General features: G+C 70.8%; 14 protein-coding genes and 1 pseudogene. 5 read left to right on the top strand and 10 right to left on the bottom strand.

Going from position 1 to position 16098, the window contains the following annotated elements:
* Positions 1-69: 69 nt before the first annotated feature.
* Positions 70-858, top strand: a complete 789-nt coding sequence (locus OG251_RS14345) for a S16 family serine protease (protein ID WP_326677546.1) — start codon at positions 70-72, stop codon at positions 856-858.
* On the opposite strand, the pseudogene OG251_RS14340 reads toward OG251_RS14345, so the two are convergent.
* The 8 genes and pseudogenes from OG251_RS14340 to OG251_RS14305 form a co-directional block, all read right to left on the bottom strand.
* Positions 797-2246: pseudogene (locus tag OG251_RS14340) on the bottom strand (MFS transporter). The gene OG251_RS14345 and the pseudogene OG251_RS14340 sit on opposite strands and share 62 nt — an antisense overlap.
* A gap of 20 nt (positions 2247-2266) precedes the next feature.
* The gene (locus OG251_RS14335; RefSeq protein ID WP_326677545.1) at positions 2267-2458 is read right to left on the bottom strand and encodes a hypothetical protein; all 192 of its coding nucleotides are present in this window, start codon (positions 2456-2458) and stop codon (positions 2267-2269) included.
* Between the two features lie 117 nt (positions 2459-2575).
* Positions 2576-3190 carry a winged helix-turn-helix domain-containing protein gene (locus OG251_RS14330; RefSeq protein WP_326677544.1) on the bottom strand — a complete coding sequence of 205 codons (615 nt, stop codon included), beginning with the start codon at positions 3188-3190 and terminating at the stop codon, positions 2576-2578.
* An 82-nt stretch (positions 3191-3272) separates the two neighbouring features.
* Positions 3273-4247: a glycine betaine ABC transporter substrate-binding protein gene (locus OG251_RS14325; protein WP_326681259.1), complete on the bottom strand. Its 975-nt coding sequence runs from the start codon at positions 4245-4247 to the stop codon at positions 3273-3275.
* Positions 4247-5113 (bottom strand): ABC transporter permease, encoded by an 867-nt coding sequence (locus OG251_RS14320; RefSeq protein ID WP_326677543.1) that lies wholly within the window; start codon positions 5111-5113, stop codon positions 4247-4249. The genes OG251_RS14325 and OG251_RS14320 overlap by 1 nt, the downstream gene beginning before the upstream one ends.
* Entirely contained in the window at positions 5110-6312 is a 1203-nt protein-coding gene (locus OG251_RS14315) for an ABC transporter ATP-binding protein (RefSeq protein ID WP_326681258.1), read from the bottom strand. The genes OG251_RS14320 and OG251_RS14315 overlap by 4 nt, the downstream gene beginning before the upstream one ends.
* A 136-nt stretch (positions 6313-6448) precedes the next feature.
* Positions 6449-7096 carry an ABC transporter permease gene (locus tag OG251_RS14310; RefSeq protein WP_073723740.1) on the bottom strand — a complete coding sequence of 216 codons (648 nt, stop codon included), beginning with the start codon at positions 7094-7096 and terminating at the stop codon, positions 6449-6451.
* A 3-nt stretch (positions 7097-7099) separates the two neighbouring features.
* A complete protein-coding gene (locus OG251_RS14305) occupies positions 7100-7585 on the bottom strand; it encodes an Lrp/AsnC family transcriptional regulator (protein ID WP_326677542.1) in 486 nt (161 codons plus the stop codon).
* Between the two features lie 122 nt (positions 7586-7707).
* On the opposite strand from OG251_RS14305, the gene hppD reads away from it, so the two are divergent.
* On the top strand, positions 7708-8853 hold the full coding sequence (gene hppD, locus OG251_RS14300; RefSeq protein ID WP_326677541.1) for a 4-hydroxyphenylpyruvate dioxygenase: 1146 nt from the start codon (positions 7708-7710) through the stop codon (positions 8851-8853).
* Positions 8854-9004: 151 nt separating this feature from the next.
* Entirely contained in the window at positions 9005-10378 is a 1374-nt protein-coding gene (locus OG251_RS14295; RefSeq protein WP_326677540.1) for an Nramp family divalent metal transporter, read from the top strand.
* A 37-nt stretch (positions 10379-10415) separates the two neighbouring features.
* Here OG251_RS14295 and OG251_RS14290 read toward each other — a convergent pair whose 3' ends face one another.
* On the bottom strand, positions 10416-12137 hold the full coding sequence (locus tag OG251_RS14290) for a tetratricopeptide repeat protein (protein ID WP_326677539.1): 1722 nt from the start codon (positions 12135-12137) through the stop codon (positions 10416-10418).
* A 97-nt stretch (positions 12138-12234) separates the two neighbouring features.
* Here OG251_RS14290 and OG251_RS14285 point away from each other — a divergent pair, with 97 nt between their 5' ends.
* Positions 12235-13602, top strand: coding sequence for an FAD-binding oxidoreductase (locus OG251_RS14285; RefSeq protein WP_326677538.1), 1368 nt, complete (start codon positions 12235-12237; stop codon positions 13600-13602).
* A 26-nt stretch (positions 13603-13628) separates the two neighbouring features.
* Here OG251_RS14285 and OG251_RS14280 read toward each other — a convergent pair whose 3' ends face one another.
* Entirely contained in the window at positions 13629-14111 is a 483-nt protein-coding gene (locus OG251_RS14280) for an SsgA family sporulation/cell division regulator (protein WP_326677537.1), read from the bottom strand.
* 248 nt (positions 14112-14359) lie between these two features.
* On the opposite strand from OG251_RS14280, the gene OG251_RS14275 reads away from it, so the two are divergent.
* On the top strand, positions 14360-16030 hold the full coding sequence (locus OG251_RS14275; protein WP_326677536.1) for an RDD family protein: 1671 nt from the start codon (positions 14360-14362) through the stop codon (positions 16028-16030).
* Positions 16031-16098: the final 68 nt, after the last annotated feature.

Raw genomic sequence — 16098 nt, 5'->3', positions numbered from 1 at the left:
AGACAGGGGTAGCCCCCGCGACGGTGGCTGGCAGACAGCGGCCGGGGGCCGGGCAGATAGATTGGGCGCGTGCTCACTCGTCTCTCGCGCCCCCTTGTTCTCGCCCTCTGCGCGCTGCCGGTCCTCGCTCTGTTCGGTACGGCCGCCTTCGCACCGCTGCCGTTCACCCTGGCGCAGCCCGGCACGACCGCGAACGTCCTCGGGAAGAACGACGGCAAGCCCGTGATCACCATCACCGGCGCCCCCACCCGCACCACGGAGGGGCAGCTGCGGATGACGACCATCTTCGCGACCTCGCCGAACGCCGATGTCGGTATCGGTGATGTGCTCGACGGTTGGTTCAGGACGGACCGGGCCGTGATGCCCCGGGACTCCGTCTATCCGAGCGGCGGCTCCGAGAAGGAGATCGAGCAGCACAATCTGAACGATATGAAGGAGTCGCAGAACGTCGCTGTCGACGCGGCCCTGAACTACCTCGGCCGGGACCTCGGGTCGATGAGGATCAGCCTGGACCTCGGCGATGTCGGAGGTCCCAGCGCCGGGCTCTTCCTGACCCTCGGCATCATCGACAAGCTGGACGGCGACGGTTCGGGCGGAGACCTGACCGGCGGCCGCACCATCGCGGGTACGGGCACGATCGACGCGGACGGCAAGGTCGGCGCGGTCGGCGGGGTGTCGCTGAAGACGCAGGCCGCCCGCCGCGACGGGGCGACGGTCTTCCTGGTGCCGAAGGCCGAGTGCAAGCAGGCGAAGGCGGAGCGGCCCGACGGCCTCCGGCTGATCCCCGTCACGACGCTCAAGGGCGCCGTGGACTCGCTGCGCTCGCTGGAGCAGGGCGAGAAGGTCCCGAACTGCTGACCGCACCGTCCTTCCCCGCCGGGGCGGTCACGGGCTCGGATACGGGGACGCGCTCGGGCTCCGGTACGGCGGAGTGGCGCCCGGATTCGTGCCGGTATTCGTGCCGGGATTCGTGCCCGAAACCGCGCTCGGATTCGTGCCCGGAACCGTGCTCGGGGGAGTCCGGCGGTCCTTCCATCGTCCGCCATGCCGGGAACACCAGCGGGCTCAGGGTCGCCAGGAAGTACACCCCGCCCATCGCCAGCAGCGCCCCTGTCGCCCCCATGCTCTCCACCAGCAGGCCCGCCGCGAGGCCGCCCACCGGCATGGCGAGCTCGCAGCCCGCGGTGAGCGCCCCGGAGACGCGGCTGCGCAGCCGCTCGGGGACGCGTTCGTACGTCACCGTGGTCAGGATGGGGTTCAGCATGCCGCCCGCGACCCCGCCCAGCAGCATCGTCACCGCGAGCGGAAGCGTGCTGCCGGTCAGCGCGGCCACCAGGAACCGCGGCGCCCCGCACAGGATCACGCACACGGTGAACACGGTCCGCCGGGAGAACCGGTGCCCCACCGCCCCGTACAGCAGGGCCCCCGTCAGTCCGCCCGCGCCGAACAGGGCCGTGAGCAGCCCGAGGTCGGTGGCCCCGCCCAGCTCGCCCTCGGTGTGCACCGGCAGCAGGACGGCGTTCCAGCCCTGGTCGGTGCCGTTCATGAACATCACCATGATCACGACGGCCAGCAGCAGCCGGTTGCCGAGCAAGTAGGCGTATCCCTCGCGCAGTTCGGCGCGGTACGTACGCAGCGAGACCGGCGCGGCGGCCTTGCGGGGCTCGGCGGCCCGGACCCCCCGTACCCCTGCCGCCACCAGCAGTGCGGACAGCCCGAACGTGGCCGCGTCCAGCAGGAGTACGGTCTCCGCCCCGACCAGCGCGATCAGCAGCCCGGCGAGTGCCGCCCCGACCATGCGGGCGCCGCGCGAGACGGCGTCGAAGAGTGCTGGCGGCGCGGGCGAGCGTGGTGCCCGCATGCTCGGCGAGGTCCGGTACGAGGACGTAGCGCGCGGTGTTGCCGGGTGTGTGGACCAGGCCGTTGAGCGCCATCAGCGCACAGAGCGTCCAGAATTCCAGTGCCCCCGCGTAGTGCAGCAGCGGGATCGTGGCGATGGCGAGGCCGCAGACGGTGTCGGACGCGACGGCGACCCGGCGCCGGCCGATCCGGTCGATGACCGGTCCGCCGATCAGCGCGGAGACGACGATCGGCAGCGTGGCGCAGAAGGCGACGACGCCCGCCCGCCCCGCACTGCCCGTGGTTTCCAGGACGAACCAGGGGACGCCGATCAGCGTGAGCGAAGTGCCCGCCGTGGATATGGAGTTGGCCGCGAGAACGGCGACGAGCGGTGTGCGGTGACCCATGTTCTTCCCCCCGGTCATGGTTACGCGGTACGCGGCATGCGCCGCACCACCGCGGGGGCGGGCCGCTCCTGGACCAGGCGGAGGCCGAACTCGACCAGCCTCCAGCCCACTTGGGTCTTCAGGCCCTGACGGACCGGCCGGATCGCCGTGGCATCGCGGTGCAGTTCGGCGGAGTGGTAGGTGTGCAGGAGGGAGTGGATGTCGGAGTGCATGGCGGTGTGATCCCTTCAGTCGACGGGGCGGCAGGGGCGGTGCGTCAGCGCGGCGGCGGGGTCGGCTCAGGCGGTACGCCGGTACCGCGGCAGGTTCGGCTCACGCGGTGCGTCGGCTCAGTCGGAGCGGCGCGGGAAGACGTGCACATGACTGCGGACGGTGGCCGATCCCTCGGTGCCTTCGGGGACCCGGCCCCGGTAGCTCTCGATGAGTTCATGGATCTTCTCGGCCAGTTCCAGGGAGAGTTCGGGAGTGAGGCGCACCTTGAAGTCGCTGACGTCCCAGCTGTGCTGCCACTCCTCGGACCACTCGTGCATCGTGCCGAGCCAGGTGTCGAGTTCCTGGGTGTGCGAGGTGGTGACCTCGCGCAGGACGACCCCGATGGCCTCGCGCACCTCCGGATTCGGGTCGCGGAGGAAGTCCGCGCTCCTGTCGAACGCCGTGCCCAGATGGACGGCCCGCCACCACCGCTCGCGCCCCTTGCCGAGCTCCGGGGCGTCCTCCACGAAGTCGTACGAGGCCAGTTGGCGCAGGTGGTAGCTGGTGGCGCCGCTGGATTCACCGAGCCGGTCCGCGAGGCCGGACGCGGTGGCCGGACCGAACTCCCGCAGGGTGCTCAGCAGTCGCAGTCGCAGGGGGTGGGCCAGCCCGCGCAGGGTGCGGGCGTCCACCGTGTGGATGTTCGGGGTGCCGGTCGGCCGGGCGTCCCGGTCGGCCTCGTTCTCTGCCATGCCGCAACTGTAGAGTTACAAAGACTCCTTTGCAACAGGTTCTTTGCAGCGTGTTCTTTGGAACTCATGGCCGGTCTCCCCGTCACCCCTCCTCGATGAACCCCTCCGCCACCAGCCACTCCTTGGCCACCTCGTGCGGGTCCTCCCCGTCCACGTCCACCTTCGCGTTGAGCACCTGTGCGACCTCTGTCGTCAGCTTCCTGCTGACCGGGTCCAGCAGCCCCGCGATCTCCGGGTACTTCTCGAAGGTCGCCGTGTGGATGACGGGGGCCGCGTTGTAGTTGGGGAAGAAGTGCTTGTTGTCCCGGAGCACGTCCAGGTCCATCGCCTTGATCCGGCCGTCCGTGGTGAACACCTCGCCCAGCAGGCAGGAGCTGGACTTGGAGACCTGGGTGTAGATGATCCCGGCGTCCATCTTCCGGATGTGGGAGGCCGGGATCGACATCCCGTACGCCTTCTGCATGCCGGGCAGCCCGTCGTCGCGGGCGGCGAACTCGTTCTCCACGCAGATCGAGACCGCGTTCGGGTCCTTCCTCGCCAGCGCGGCGACGTCCGAGAGGGTCTTCAGCTTGTACTTCGCGTTGTTCTTCTTGCTGATGGCCAGCGCGTATGTGTTGTTGAGGGTCGACTGCGGAAGCCAGGTCACCCCGTTCTTCCGGTCCTCGTCCCGGACCGCCTCCCACTGCTTCAGCGGATCGATGATCGGCTCGGCGTGACCGAGATACGTGATCCAGGCGGTGCCCGTGTACTCGTACATCGCATCGGCGTCGCCCTTGACGATCGCCTCGCGCGCACTGATCGAGCCCGGCAGGTTCGTCCGGTCCAGGACTTCCGCACCGGCCGCCTCGAACACCAGGCCGATCATCTGGCCCAGGATGATGTTCTCGCTGAAGTTCTTCGAGGTGACCGTCAGGGAGGCACCCTTGAGCGGCTCGCCCCGGCCGACCGATCCCGGCGCCACGTCGTCCACCATCGGGGAGCCGCTCTTCAGCCCGCACCCGGCGAGCACCAGCGACAGGGCCAGGACGACCGGCAGACCGGCCCCGGGCCGGCGCATCACGGCGCCTCCAGACCGCGCGGCGTGAGCGACAGCTCGACCAGCGAGGCCATCCAGTCCACCAGCAGCGCCAGCACCACCGTGAGTACGGACCCCAGCACCAGCACCGGCATCCGCTGTGTCTGGATGCCCGAGGTGATCAGGTCACCGAGTCCGCCGCCCCCGCCGAACGTGGCCAGCGTCGCCGTACCCACATTGAGCACCAGCGCCGTCCGCACCCCCGCCAGGATCAGCGGAACGGCGAGCGGCAGCTCCACCTTCCGCAGCGTCCCGAGCCCCGACATCCCGATCCCGCGCGATGCCTCCACGAGCGTCGGGTCGATCGCCTTGAGGCCGGCCACCGTGTTGGACAGCACCGGCAGCACCGCGTAGATCACCATGCCCACGATCGCCGTCGACGGGCCGATGCCCAGCCAGATCACCAGCAGTGCCAGCAGACCGATCGCCGGGGTGGCCTGCCCGATGTTGGCGATCGCCGTGACCACCGGGGCGCCCTTGCTGAGCCCGCGCCGGGTCAGGGCGATGCCGAGCGGGATCGCGATGATCAGCACCCAGAAGGTGGAGATCGCCGTCAGCCTGATGTGCTGCCACAGCCGCAGCTGCACATTCCCGCCGGACAGCGAGTTCTCCGCGATCGAGTCGAGCTGGATGTTGGTGATCCACATGTAGGTGATCGCCAGGACGACCGCCAGCACGGCAGGCAGCACCACCAGCTTGCGCCAGCTGATCCGGCGCGGCGGACCGGCGGGCGGGGGCGAGGGCTCCGACTCCTCGTCGCGGAAGGCGTGCCCCTTGACGTCGTGTTCGCCCGGCGGCCGTGTCTTGGACACGCCGGGCTCGGGAGACCCCGGATGGCTGGGACTCATACGCCGCCGCCACCCCCCTCCAGCTCCTGCTCGGTCCGGTGGGTGCGCAGGTCCTCCAGATGGTGCTGGTGCTCCATGGCGGTGAGCCGGTCGGCCTCCAGGAGCTCCTGCACGTTGTCCATGAGGGTGTGCATGTCGACGACGCCGATGAACTCGCCGCGCCGCCCGGTCACCGCGACCCGCCCCCCGCTGTCGGTCAGCACCGCCTCCAGCGCGTCGTGCAGGGTGGCGTCCCGGGTCACCGTGTCGTGCACCAACTGCCCGGCGCGGGCCAGTGAGCCGCGGGCCCGCATCAGGTCGCCGCGCCGCAGCCACTTGTACGGGCGGTTCCTGCGGTCCAGCATCAACAGCTCGTTGTGCGGGCCGCTGCGCAGCTTGTTGAAGATCGACTGGAGCGGGTCGTCGACGGTCACCGTCGGGAAGTCGGCGATGCCCACATCCCGTACGCGCGTCAGGTTGAGGCGTTTGAGCGCGGCGCCCGCGCCCACGAACCCGGAGACGAAGTCGTCCGTCGGGTTGGTGAGGATCGCCTCCGGGGTGTCGAACTGCGCGATGTGCGAACGCTCGCGCAGCACCGCGATCCGGTCGCCCAGCTTGATCGCCTCGTCGAAGTCGTGGGTGACGAACACGATCGTCTTGTGCAGCTCGTGCTGGAGCCGGATCAGCTCGTCCTGGAGGTGGTCGCGGGTGATCGGGTCGACCGCGCCGAACGGCTCGTCCATCAGCAGCACCGGGGGATCGGCCGCCAGCGCCCGTGCGACCCCCACCCGCTGCTGCTGCCCGCCGGACAGCTGGCGCGGGTAGCGCCCGTGGAACTCGCGCGGGTCCAGCCCCACCAGGTCGAGCATCTCCTCCACCCGGTCCTTCACCCGGGACTTGGACCAGCCGACCATCTTCGGTACGAGGGCGATGTTCTCGGCGACCGTCATGTGCGGGAAGAGCCCGGACGACTGGATCGCGTACCCGATCTTGCGGCGCAGCTTCACCGGGTCGATGTCGGTGACGTCCTCGTCGTTGATCCTTATTCGGCCGGAGGACGGCTCGATCAGCCGGTTGATCATCTTCAGGGTGGTGGACTTGCCGCAGCCGGACGGCCCCACGAAGATCACGGTCTCACCGGCCTTGATGTCCATGGAGACGTTCTCGACGGCCGGGTTGGGGTTGCCGGGGTAGATCTTGGTCAGTTCCTCCAGCTGGATGGTGGCCCCGGAGGTGGCCGTGGAGGTCCCCCCGCTCCCGTCGGCCCCGTCCCTCCGCCGGGCCCCGTCGGTCCGTTCGGACCCGTCGTTCTCCTCGGCCCCGAAGGGGGTCTCGAAGGGAGGCCCGGACTCGGTCTCAGACACGGATCCCCCTGGGGATGGTGAGCCGTCCGAGCAGCACGTACGCGGCGTCGAAGAGCAGGGCGAGAACGACGATGCCGAGCGTGCCCGCGAGGACCTGGTTGATGGCGTTGGCGCTGCCCAGCGAGGCGATACCGCGGAAGATCTCATTGCCGAGGCCGGGCCCGGAGGCGTACGCGGCGATGGCGGCGATCCCCATCAGCATCTGCGTGGAGACCCGGATTCCGGTGAGGATCGGCGGCCAGGCGAGCGGCAGCTCCACCTTGCGCAGCCGGGCGAACCGTGACATCCCGATGCCCTTCGCCGCGTCGACCAGCGAGGGGTCGACGCCGCGCAGCCCCACGATGGAGTTGCGGACGATGGGCAGCAGCCCGTACATCGTCAGGGTGATGACGGTGGGGGCGACGCCCAGCCCGACCAGCGGGATCAGCAGACCGATCGCGGCGAGGGAGGGGATGGTGAGGACCGTCGCCGTCGAGGTGATGGCCAGCGAACCGGCCCAGCCGCTGCGATAGGTGACCACACCGATCAGGACCCCGAGCGCGGTCGCGATGACCATGCACTGGAACACGGCGCTGACGTGCTGGAACGCGTCGGTGAGAAGCTGTTGGTGCCGAGTGCTCAGGTACTCCCAGAAGCTCACACGTCACTCCTCGGCTCGGACAGTGTCCTTTGCAGCCTGCTCCACGAGCGGGAGAATACGCAGGGGCACAGGGTTTTCCATGACGATGGCCGTGGAGGCCCGGACAATGCCATCAAAACCGACGACCCGGTCGATCACCCGTTGGAGATCGGCGTTGGAGCGGGCGACGAGACGGCAGAACATGTCGCCGTGCCCCGTGGTGGTGTGCAGTTCGAGCACTTCGGGCACGCCGCCCAAATGGGCCCGTACATCGGCCCCTTGGCCCTGCTTGATCTCCAGCGTCGCGAACGCGGTGACGGGGTAGCCGAGCTTCGCCGGGTCGACGTCCGGTCCGAAGCCCCGGATGACGCCATTCGACTGAAGGCGGTCCAGGCGCGCCTGGACGGTGCCGCGCGCCACGCCGAGCCGACGGGACGCTTCGAGCACACCGATCCGGGGTTCGCGGGCCAGCAGCACGATCAGCTGCCCGTCCAGATGATCGATCGCCATACCGCCGCCTCCGATGGTCATCCTGTACAGAACGCCCGACCATAGTGCCCATGGGGTGCACAGGTTGCCCAGCGAATGCGCGAACTGTTGCGCACCTTGCGACGCGAGGGGAGCCTTCGAATATGACTGAGACTCTGCACACCACCCCTGACACCGCCCGGCAGGCCGATCCCTTCCCGGTCAAGGGAATGGACGCGGTCGTCTTCGCCGTGGGCAACGCCAAGCAGGCCGCGCACTACTACTCGACCGCCTTCGGCATGAAGCTCGTCGCCTACTCCGGACCGGAGAACGGCAGTCGCGAGACCGCGAGTTACGTCCTGACCAACGGCTCCGCCCGCTTCGTCCTCACCTCCGTCATCAAGGCGTCCACCGAATGGGGCACCTTCCTCGACGCCCACGTCGCGGAGCACGGCGACGGCGTGGTCGACCTCGCCATCGAGGTACCGGACGCCCGCGCCGCGTACGCCTACGCGGTGGAGCACGGCGCCACCGGTCTCACCGAGCCGCACGAGGTGAAGGACGAGAACGGCACCGTCGTGCTGGCCGCCATCGCCACGTACGGCAAGACCCGCCACACCCTCGTGGAGCGTTCCGGTTACGACGGCCCGTACCTCCCCGGCTACACGGCGGCCTCCCCGATCGTCGAGCCGCCCGCCAGGCGCACCTTCCAGGCCATCGACCACTGCGTGGGCAACGTCGAGCTCGGCCGGATGAACGAGTGGGTCGCCTTCTACAACAAGGTCATGGGCTTCACCAACATGAAGGAGTTCGTGGGCGACGACATCGCCACCGAGTACTCCGCCCTGATGTCGAAGGTCGTCGCCGACGGCACCCTGAAGGTGAAGTTCCCGATCAACGAGCCGGCGATCGCGAAGAAGAAGTCGCAGATCGACGAGTACCTGGAGTTCTACGGCGGCGCGGGTGTCCAGCACATCGCCCTCGCCACGAACGACATCGTCGCCTCGGTCCGTACGATGCGCGCGGCCGGCGTCCAGTTCCTGGACACCCCCGACTCGTACTACGACACGCTCGGCGAGTGGGCGGGCGAGACCCGCGTCCCGGTGGAGACGCTGCGCGAGCTGAAGATCCTCGTGGACCGGGACGAGGACGGCTATCTGCTGCAGATCTTCACCAAGCCGGTCCAGGACCGTCCGACGGTCTTCTTCGAGATGATCGAGCGGCACGGCTCGATGGGCTTCGGCAAGGGCAACTTCAAGGCCCTGTTCGAGGCGATCGAGCGCGAGCAGGAGAGGCGCGGCAACCTCTGACCGTACGGCGAACGGCAGGGACCGCGGTACGGGGCGGGGCAACCGGAGGACCGGGTGCCCCGCCCCTCGCGTGCGGCCCCCTTGCGCAACGCCCGCACTCCCGCTTTGGTGAGCTGGATCACATCCGGGGACGAGCGGGAGGACGTCGGCGATGGCAGAAGCGACCGACAGCGGCATCGGCAGCGGTACCGGAAGCGGTGCCGGCACCGATACCGGCGGCGGCACCGTCACCGGCAGTGGTGCCGACACGCCCCATGCCCATCCGCGCAAGTCGAGTTGGACGTACATCGGTCCCGGCATCGTCGTCGCGGCGACCGGGGTCGGAGCCGGTGACCTCGTCGCGACGCTGATCGCGGGCAGCAAGTTCGGCTACACCCTGATGTGGGCCGCCGTCATCGGCTGCGTCGTCAAGATCTCCCTGGCCGAGGCGGCCGGCCGCTGGCATCTCGCCACCGGGCGGACCCTCTTCGACGGGTGGCGCAGCCTCGGCCCGTGGACCACCGTCTACTTCGCGATCTACGTCGTCGTCTGGGGCTTCATCTACGGCGCGACGGCCATGTCGTCGTCCGCCCTGCCCATCGTCGCGCTGTTCCCGGACGGTCCGAACCTCAAGACATGGGCGATCATCACGGGCCTGATCGGTCTGGCCTTCGTCTGGTTCAACCGCTACGCCGTCTTCGAGAAGGTCATGACCGTCCTCATCGGCGTGATGTTCGTGGTGGTCGTGTACGTCGCCGTACGCGTCGGCCCCGATGTCGGCGCGTCCTTCGCGGGGCTGGCCCCCGTGCTCCCGGACGGCTCGCTCCTCTACACCCTCGGGCTGATCGGCGGCGTCGGCGGCACGATCACCATGGCGGCGTACGGCTACTGGGTGAACGCCAAGGGCTGGACCAACTCCTCCTGGATGAAGGTGATGCGCCTCGACAACCGGGTCGCCTACATCACCACCGGCATCTTCGTCGTGGCGATGCTGGTCGTCGGCGCGGAGCTGCTGCACTCCTCCCACATCGCCCTCACCAAGGGGGACCGGGGCCTGATCGACCTCGGCGTGATCCTTGAGGACCGCTACGGCGCGACGACCGCCAAGCTGTTCCTGGTCGGCTTCTTCGCCACGTCCTTCTCCTCCCTCATCGGGGTGTGGAACGGCGTGAGCCTGATGTTCGCCGACTTCGTCGACCGCTTCCGGCGCGAGGGGGCGGGAGCCGGGGACGGCGCGAGCACGGTGGAGGAGGTGGCGGCCGGGACGAAGGAGCACTCCCTCCCCTTCCGGGCGTATCTGCTGTGGCTGACGTTCCCGCCGATGACGCTGCTCTGGCTGGACCAGCCGTTCGGACTGGTCGTCGTGTACGGAGTGCTCGGCGCGTTCTTCATGCCCTTCCTGGCGCTCACGCTGGTGTGGCTGCTCAACTCCTCGCGTACACCGAGGGAATGGCGCAACGGCCTCCTCAGCAACACGATGCTCGTGGCGGCCGGTCTGCTGTTCGTCGTGCTGTGTGTGCAGCAGCTGCGGGAGCTTCCCTGGTAGGGCGCCGCGCCCCGGCCGGTGCGCGGCGGTGCGCGGGTCACCCCGACGCGGACGGTTTCGCAGGTGACGCCGGAGGCGGTCCCGCCGCGCCCGGCCGCTGCGGCTCGGGGCTGTGCTGCCTCGCCTTAGACGGGGCGGGGGACGGGGCCGCCGGCTCCGACGGGGCGGCCTTCGTCGGCGCGGGCTCCGGTTCGGGCTCGGGCCGCGGCGCCGGCGCGGAGGACCGCTGCGGCTCGGGCCGCATGTCCTTCGGCCCGCCCGACGCGGGCTCGCCCAGGGCCGCCAGGGCCTCCTCGGCACGGGGCGCGGCCAGCGGGGAGAAGGACGGGTTGGTGCGCAGGGACTCCTCCAGATGACGACGGGCCGACCCGTACTGGGCCAGCTCCCGTTCGATCGTGCCCAGGTGGTACGCGTACGAGGCGTTGCGGATGCCCGTGTCGACGGCCCGCCGCGCGTACTCCAGCCCCTCCTGCGAACTGCCCGACCGGTGCAGCGCCCAGCCCAGCGCGTCCGCCACCGCCGCGCTGCGGTGCTGCCGTGACCACTCCGCCCGCAGCAGCTCCACCGCCGCGTCCGCGTCACCGTGGTCGCTCTCGTAACGCGCCCGGAGCAGCGACTCGTTGACCCCGGCGTCCTTCGCCCGTGACAGCAGCGTGCGCACCTTCGCGTACTGGGTACGGGCGTCGCCGTCCAGGCCCAACGACTCGTACAGTTCGCCCAGTTCGAGGACGTACTCCGGGCTGGGGAGCTTCTGCACCACCGCCTGGTACGCGGCCAGCGCCTCGTCCGTGCGGCCCAGGGCCGTCAGGGCGCGGGCCCGGCCCGCCAGGGAGGCATGGTGGCCGCCGTCGGTGCGCAGCGCCGCGTCGTACTGCGCCACCGCCTCCTCCGGTTCGCCGCGCTCCCACGCCAGGTCGCCGAGGCGGTGCAGGGCCGCCGCCTTCTCGGCGGGGGTGGTGGCCCGGTCCGCCGCCTCCCGGGCGGTGGCCAGGGCGTCCTCGCGCCACCCCTGGGCGCGGTACATGTCGGCCGTCCGGGCCAGCGCCGGAACGCCCTTGCGCAACTGCCCGAACTTCTCCGTCGCCCTGCCCGCGGCCTTGTAGTCGCCCAGGCCGTTGTACGCGTCGATCAGGACCGGGTACGTGCTCCACGTCTTCGGCTCGCGCGCCCGTACCGTCTCGCCCCACCGCTTCGCCGCGACGAAGTCGTGCCGCGCGTTGGCGAGCGCGGCCAGGCCCACCCAGGCCTCCCCGTTGCCGCGTTCACCGGCCAGGGCCTCCAGCGACCGCTTCAGGGCCTCCTCGGCCCGCGCGTAGTACGCCGTGTCCGCGGACCGCTGCCCCCACTCCACGTACGCCGTACCGAGCAGCGCCCACGACGGTGCGTCGGTCGGATGCTCATCCACCCACTTCTGCCGGTCCCCGATCAGCGCGGTCAGGTCGGAGAGCGAGGCCGGGGAACCCGCGGTCGCCGCCGCACGGGCCCGCTCGGCCGGCCCCGGCACCTTCGGGCCCGCGTCCCGGTCGCCGTCCGGAACGGCCACCACCGCACCGGCGACCAGTACGGCCGCGGCCACCGTGCCGAGCGCGGCCCTGCGCAGCGTCGTACGGAGCGTGGGAGGCGGCGGCGGGACCGCGGTCGCGCCTTCGGGCTCCGTGGCGTGGGGAGGGAGATCCCTCGCGCCTTCGGGCTCCGGCGGGTAGGGGGACGGCTCGGGCGGCTGGCGGGGCTCCGGGTCCTGCTGCGGCGTGACATCCATGGCGATCACTCTGCGTCAGTACGAAGAGCACACCGCTCCTTGGGAACCCCGTCGCAGACGGGTTCACACCATTGGCCCCGGGTGCCAGTCTTGGATCATGAGCGATCTCCTCGGACAGCTGCGCGCGGGCCTGCCCGCCGAGGCACTGATCACCGACCCGGACGTCACCGCCTCCTACGCGCACGACATGGCGAGCTTCTGCGACGCGGGTGCTCCGGCCGTCGTCGTGCTGCCGCGCACGGTCGAGCAGGTCCAGCACGTCATGCGCACCGCCACCGCGCTGCGTGTCCCGGTCGTCCCGCAGGGCGCCCGTACCGGTCTGTCCGGCGCGGCCAACGCCTCCGAGGGCTGCATCGTGCTCTCCCTGGTGAAGATGGACCGGATTCTGGAGATCAGCCCGGTCGACCGGATCGCCGTCGTCGAGCCGGGTGTCATCAACGCCGTCCTGACACGCGCGGTGAACGAGCACGGCCTCCACTACCCCCCGGACCCCTCCAGCTGGGAGACGTGCACCATCGGCGGCAACATCGGCACCGCGTCCGGCGGCCTGTGCTGCGTGAAGTACGGGGTCACCGCCGAATACGTCCTCGGTCTCGATGTCGTCCTCGCCGACGGGCGGCTCCTGACCACCGGCCGCCGCACGGCCAAGGGAGTCGCCGGATACGACCTCACCCGTCTCTTCGTCGGCTCCGAGGGCAGCCTGGGGATCGTCGTCAAGGCCGTCCTCGCGCTGAAGCCGCAGCCCCCGCGGCAGCTCGTCCTCGCCGCCGAATTCCCCTCCGCGGCCGCCGCCTGCGACGCGGTCTGCCGGATCATGGAGCGCGGACACACTCCGTCACTCCTCGAACTGATGGACCGTACGACCGTCCACGCGGTCAACGCGATGGCGGGCATGGGGCTCCCCGAATCCACCGAGGCGCTGCTGCTCTGCGCCTTCGACACTCCCGACCCGGCGTCCGACCTGGCAGCCGTCGGTGCCCTGTGCACGGCCGCGGGCGCCACCGAGGTCGTCCCCGCCGAGGACGCCGCCGAGTCCGAACTCCTGCTCCAGGCCCGCAGGATGGCGCTCACCGCGCTGGAGGCCGTCAAATCCGCCACGATGATCGACGACGTGTGCGTACCGCGCTCGAAGCTCGGCGCGATGCTGGCGGGCACCGCCGCCATCGCCGAGAAGTTCGACCTCACCATCGGCGTCTGCGCCCACGCGGGCGACGGCAACACCCATCCCACCGTCTGCTTCGACCACCTGGACCCCGACGAGTCCCGCCGGGCCCGCGCGTCCTTCGACGAGATCATGGCGCTCGGCCTGGAACTGGGCGGCACCATCACCGGCGAACACGGCGTCGGGGTCCTGAAGAAGGAGTGGCTCGCCCGGGAACTGGGCGAGACCGGCGTGGAACTCCAGCGCGGCATCAAGGCGGCGTTCGACCCGCTCGGCCTCCTCAACCCCGGCAAGCTCTTCTAAGACCCGGAGCCCTTCCGAAACCCTCCTCACACCTCACCGTCCTGCGACGGGGACTCGTCCGAGGGCCACGGGTCGCTCAGCCACAGGTCGTCGGCCGGCAGCGGCGCCAGCAGCTCGGCGAGCGCGTCGTCGATGCCGAGCCGCTCACTCTCCGTACCGGGCGGCACCACCCGCAGCGTCCGCTCCACCCAGGCGGCCACGGCGGCGGACGGCACCTCCAGCAGGGCGTTGCCGTCGGGTGAGGTCAGGGCGACGAAGATGACGTTGCGGTCGTCGATCTTGGTCGGCCAGATCCGTACGTCCCCGTGCCCGCACGGCCGGAACACCCCTTCCACCAGCAACTCCCGGGCGAACGTCCAGTGCACGGGGGAGTCGGAGCCGATGTGGAAGGCGATGTGCACGGCGTACGGGTCATCGGCGCGGTACACCAGCCGGGCGGGTACGGGGATGGAGCGCTCGGGCGACAGGACCAGCTTCAGTTCCAGCTCGCGTTCCACGACGTTCAGCATGTCAGTGCACGACCTTCCGGTGCTTGTGGACCGGTCCCATGACCGGCCCGCACAAGGAGAGAGCGCCCTCCTCGCCATCCATTACGCGACTTTTCAAAAAAACTTCGGACGGCGTGGAAAGTGGTCCCAAACGGCGGGACCGGCCCGTGGACACGCGGGCGTCTGATAGATGTGGACCCTTGTATTGAGGCCGTCCGCTTCTCTGTGCCGGACGGCCTGAGGCCTCGAAGAGATACGGGACCACGGTGATGAGCGCCCCAACCCCGGCACCCGGTGACGACAGCCCCCGCGAGGGCTACTACCCCGACCCCTCCATCCCCGGCTACGTCCGCTACTGGAACGGCGCGTCGTGGGTTCCCGGTACGAGCCGGCCCGCGCCCCAGCAGGCAGGGGCCGCGCCCGTGCCGCAGCCCTCGGGCGGGGCGTCCGCACCGCGGCCGGCCGCCGCGTCCGCCGCCCCGGTGGAGGAGACCGGCCCGATCTTCTTCGACGAGGTCGACGAGGCGAGCGAGCCGGGCGGACCGGGCGAGCAGGGGCAGGGCGGCGGCAGCCGTCCGGAGCCGGAACCCGCTTCCGTCTGGCAGGCCGACACCTCACGGCAGACCGGCTTCGGCGGCGAGCGCGACCGGCGCGTCTCCTGGGGCGGGCCGGAAGCGGTGTCCGGGCAGCCGGCCACGCCCGCTCCGGCTGCGGCTCCGGTCCCTGCTCCTGCTCCAGCTCCTGCTTCCGCTCCTGCTCCGGTGGACCCGCGCACGCCCGGCGCACCGGACCCGACGCGCGGTGCCCTGCCGGCGACACGGGAGAGCGGTGACACCGGTGGCCGTCGCGGTGACGGGGACCGTCCGCCGACCGACGGTACGGTCACGATCCGCGCCGTGGGGCCGGGCGGTGAAGCCCGCACACCGCGTCCGCGCGACGCGGGACCGGCGGCCAGCGACGGCACACTGACGATCCGTGCGCTCGCACCGGGCACCACGCCGCAGGGTCCGCAGGCGTCACAGGCACCGCAGACCCCGCGTCCGCCCCGGATTCCGCAGACCCCGCAGGCGCCGCACGCTCCCCAGCCCCAGCCCCAGCCCCAGCCTGCCCGGCCCCAGCCGCACGCCCCGGCGCCGACACACGTGTTGCCGTCCGCGCAGGTGCCTGCGGCCACCCAGGGCCCGGTCCAGGTGCCCGGACAGAACGCCCCCGCGCCCGTCGCCCCGGCTCCCTGGGCGCAGCAGTCCCACCAGCCGGCCCAGCCCGAACTACAGCAGCAACAGCCACAGCACGCGCAGCAGCAACAGCCGCAGCATCAGCTGCCGCCGCAGTCGCACCAGCAGATGCAGGGCCGGCAGATGCCGGCCCAGCAGGGTCCCGCCGGGGCCGATCAGCCCGTCGTGCCCTGGAAGCCCCCGGTCGACGACCCCTTCCAGCAGCTCGCCAGGGCGCAGACGTCGGCCCGGCCCGCCGGGCTCGGCAAGCGGTTCGCCGCCCGGCTGCTCGACACCCTCGTACTCGGCGCGGTCGTCGGTGCCGTGAGCTTCCCGTTGGTCGGCCGGGCGTTGGACCACATCGACGAGAAGATCACCGCGGCGAAGCAGTCCGGCGAGACGGTCACCGTCTGGCTCGTGGACGGCACCACGTCCGGGCTGTTCGGGGCCGTGCTCGGCGCGTTCCTGGTGCTCGGGTTCGTCCTGGAGGCGCTGCCCACCGCCAAGTGGGGCCGTACGCTCGGCAAGAAGCTCCTCGGGCTCGACGTGCGCGACATCGAGTCCCACGACTCGCCCACGATGGGCGCGGCCCTGCGCCGCTGGCTGGTCTACGGGGTGCTGGGCATCCTGGTGATCGGCGTGGTCAATGTGCTGTGGTGCCTGATCGACCGCCCCTGGCGCCAGTGCTGGCACGACAAGGCGGCCCGCACCTTCGTGGCGGGCTGAGCGGGCTGAGCGGGCCGGGGTCGGGCCGGCCGGGCCGAGCGGGTCGAACCGGCCGGGCTGACCATCCG

The sequence above is a fragment of the Streptomyces sp. NBC_01237 genome (assembly GCF_035917275.1).
In the GTDB taxonomy this organism is placed as follows: domain Bacteria; phylum Actinomycetota; class Actinomycetes; order Streptomycetales; family Streptomycetaceae; genus Streptomyces.
The sequence above is the reverse complement of the archived record's forward strand: the minus strand, read 5'-3'. Positions and strand labels throughout refer to the sequence as shown.